Source organism: Shigella sp. FC1567 (assembly GCF_001743015.1).
In the GTDB taxonomy this organism is placed as follows: domain Bacteria; phylum Pseudomonadota; class Gammaproteobacteria; order Enterobacterales; family Enterobacteriaceae; genus Escherichia; species Escherichia coli.
In genome coordinates, this window is the sequence record NZ_MIIV01000380.1 from 1 (window position 1) to 535 (window position 535).

A 535-nucleotide genomic window follows, 5' to 3' on the forward strand; every position below is an offset into this window, starting at 1 on the left:
TTGGCGGTAATATCAGGAACTTCAATAACACTGGCGTTACGGGGTTCAATGCCTGTCACATCCTTACCGACCCACACCACGCGCCCGTCTCCGGTGTAAACCATTTTTATGGTGTCACTGGCAAAGTTCTTCTGTTCTTCATACCAGTTTTTGCCGTCTTCCGAAAAAAGCCAGGTGACATCATACTGTTTTGTCAGCTGATATTGTTCCGCGGTTTTCGGATTACCTGCCGTAATATTTTTTAAATGCAACATTGTTAAATACTCGCTACGTTATACCAGATGCCATTAATCAGTTTTTGCAGCGGTCGGTAATACACACCGTTGACGTTATCCGCTGAGTTACGGCCGGTATCCGATATCGATATCCCTGACAACCCGTGTCCCGAAGGTGAGCGAAACGTCCATGAAACGGTGTTGCTGCCAGGGTTGTAATACATTTCATAACCATACCGCACATCCTGTACCCCCTCAGTTCGATGTTTATAGCGGGCATCGAAGTTTCCGTAATTTAACGGAATTACCTGTCCGTTTAC

1 protein-coding gene and 1 pseudogene are annotated in these 535 nt (G+C 46.0%); both read right to left on the reverse strand.

Annotated features, from left to right (window positions below):
• Window positions 1–254 (reverse strand): annotated as a pseudogene (locus tag BHE85_RS18255) (tail fiber assembly protein); the annotation flags it as partial.
• Window positions 255–256: 2 nt separating this feature from the next.
• Window positions 257–535, reverse strand: a 279-nt coding sequence (locus tag BHE85_RS26845; protein ID WP_128832485.1) for a hypothetical protein, incomplete at its 5' end; no start/stop codon positions are given.